This window comes from Chitinophaga varians, from assembly GCF_012641275.1.
Taxonomy (GTDB): Bacteria; Bacteroidota; Bacteroidia; order Chitinophagales; family Chitinophagaceae; genus Chitinophaga; species Chitinophaga varians_A.
On sequence record NZ_JABAIA010000009.1, the window covers coordinates 1 to 3,076 of the forward strand.

The 3,076-nt window shown below is 47.8% G+C and carries 2 rRNA genes; both read right to left on the reverse strand.

Features of this window, described 5'->3' with window-relative positions:
• Window positions 1–11: 11 nt before the first annotated feature.
• Window positions 12–123, reverse strand: a 5S ribosomal RNA gene (gene rrf / locus HGH92_RS33350).
• Between the two features lie 121 nt (window positions 124–244).
• Window positions 245–3,076 (reverse strand): 23S ribosomal RNA (locus HGH92_RS33355); the annotation flags it as partial.

Genomic DNA, 3,076 nt, shown 5'->3' on the forward strand with positions numbered 1-3,076 from the left:
TTTCTTAATAAATATGGCAGCTACCTACTCTCCCGCATGATAGTGCAGTACCATCGGCCATAAGGGGCTTAACTTCTCTGTTCGGAATGGGAAGAGGTGAACACCCTTGGCAAAACCACCATAAGATCTTTGGCTGTTGACGGTCTCCCGTCATAAGGAAGCAGATGAATGATCACCTTATCCTTGCAGCACGCAATAAGATAACATATTGGGAAAGTCGTATACGAACTTAGCAGTAATAAATAAAGTTAAAGCTTACGGGCAATTAGTATTACTCGGCTCTGATGTTACCACCTTTACACCTGTAACCTATCAACGTCGTAGTCTCCGACGGCCCTTAAAAGTAAACTCATCTTGAAGCAGGTTTCACGCTTAGATGCTTTCAGCGTTTATCCTGTCCGTACATAGCTACTCTGCACTGCACCTGGCGGCACAACAGATACACCAGCGGTACGTACGACCCGGTCCTCTCGTACTAAGGTCATGTCTCCTCAATTTACTAACGATCACAACAGATAGGGACCGAACTGTCTTGCGACGTTCTGAACCCAGTTCACGTGCCACTTTAATCGGCGAACAGCCGAACCCTTGGGACCTTCTCCAGCCCCAGGATGTGACGAACCGACATCGAGGTGCCAAACCTCACCGTCGATATGAGCTCTTGGGTGAGATCAGCCTGTTATCCCCGGAGTACCTTTTATCCTTTGAGCGATGGCCCTTCCATACAGAACCACCGGATCACTTTAGCCTGCTTTCGCACCTGCTCGGCTTGTTTGCCTCACAGTCAAGCACCCTTATACTAATGCGCTCTGCGTACGATTACCAACCGTACTGAGGGTACCTTTGCGAGCCTCCGTTACCTTTTAGGAGGCGACCACCCCAGTCAAACTACCCACCAAACAATGTCTCCCCTTACAGGGATTAGACTCTAAATAACAGAAGGTTGGTATTTCAACGATGACTCCACAACTCCTGGCGAAGCTGCTTCACAGTCTCCCAACTATCCTACACATCTGGCATTCAAAATCAATGTTAAGTTGTAGTGAAGGTTCACGGGGTCTTTCCGTCCCGTTGCGATTAACCGGCATCTTCACCGATACTACAATTTCACCGAGCTCGTGGTAGAGACAGTGTACAACTCATTAGACCATTCGTGCAGGTCGGAACTTACCCGACAAGGAATTTCGCTACCTTAGGACCGTTATAGTTACGGCCGCCGTTTACTGGGGCTTCAGTCAGAAGCTTTGGATTACTCCGAACATCCTTCCTTAACCTTCCAGCACCGGGCAGGTATCAGGCTCTATACGTCATCTTTCGATTTTGCAGGGCCCTGTGTTTTTGTTAAACAGTTGGTTGTACCATTTTACTGAGACCACATCACTGTGGTACGCCTTATCCCGAAGTTACAGCGTCAATTTGCCTAGTTCCTTTACCACGGATCACTCGAGCGCCTTAGAATACTCATCTCGACTACCTGTGTCGGTTTACGGTACGGGCTGCTATAAACGAACCTTAGAAGTTTTTCTTGGAAGTCTGATTAGGGACATTATCAGCGCTGCCGAAGCTTTGCTGTACTATCAGGTTCATCAAGTCTTGCGGATTTACCTACAAAACCTATAACTACTCCCTTTAACGCACTATTCCGTAAGTGCGCAGTCCTTTCACTACTCCGTTACTCCATCGAATTTATAGCAGGTACTGGAATATTCACCAGTTTGCCATCAGCTACGCCTCTCGGCTTTGCCTAAGGACCCGACTAACCCTGATCCGATTAGCGTTGATCAGGAACCCTTAGTCTTACGGCGATAAGATTTTTCATCTTATTTATCGTTACTTATGCCTACATTTTCTTTTCTAAACGCTCCAGCATGCCTCACGACACACCTTCGATGCAGTTTAGAATGCTCCCCTACCGTCTAATACCTAAGTATTAGGCCTAAAGCTTCGGTTGTATGTTTGATGCCCGATTATTTTCCGTGCCCAAACCCTCGACCAGTGAGCTGTTACGCACTCTTTAAATGAATGGCTGCTTCCAAGCCAACATCCTGGCTGTTTTAGGATTTGAACCGCGTTTGTTCAACTTAACATACGATTAGGGACCTTAGCTGTTAGTCTGGGTTATTTCCCTCTCGGCCATGGACCTTAGCGCCCACAGCCTCACTCCTGGAGATTATGTTATAGCATTCGGAGTTTATTAGGGTTTGGTAGGCGGTGAAGCCCCCTAGCCCAATTAGTAGCTCTACCTCTATAACACGTCTATATCCAAGGCTGTTCCTAAAAACATTTCGGGGAGAACGAGCTATCTCTCAGTTTGATTGGCCTTTCACCCCTATCCACAGGTCATCCCATAGCTTTTCAACGCTAATGAGTTCGGACCTCCAGTTAGTTTTACCTAACCTTCATCCTGCCCATGGATAGATCACAAAGTTTCGCGTCTACCCCCACTGACTAAGCGCTCTGTTAGAACTCGCTTTCGCTGCGGCTCCGGTACTGAAGACCTTAACCTTGCCAGTGAGGAGTAACTCGTAGGCTCATTATGCAAAAGGCACGCCGTCACCATTACTGGCTCCGACCGCTTGTAAGCGCACGGTTTCAGGAACTATTTCACTCTCCTGTTCGGAGTACTTTTCACCTTTCCCTTACGGTACTGGTTCACTATCGGTATCTAAGGAGTATTTAGCCTTATCAGATGGTACTGACAGTTTCACACAGGATTCCTCTGGTCCCGCGCTACTCAGGATACTACACGTCCGTCAGAATTTGCGCCTACAGGGCTATCACCTGCTACGGCTCATCTTTCCAGATGATTCAGCTTGATCTGACTTTCTAAAAGTAGTCCTACAACCCCGGGTAGAATTGCTTCGACCCGGTTTGGGCTCTTCCCTGTTCGCTCGCCACTACTTGGGGAATCATTATTATTTTCTTTTCCTGCAGGTACTTAGATGTTTCAGTTCCCTGCGTTGGCTCTCTTTCGAGTGACACGCCTTCAGCGTGCCGGGTTGTCCCATTCGGAAATCTACGGATGTAATGCTCGTTTGCAGCTCCCCGTAGCTTATCGCAGCTTACCACGTCCTTC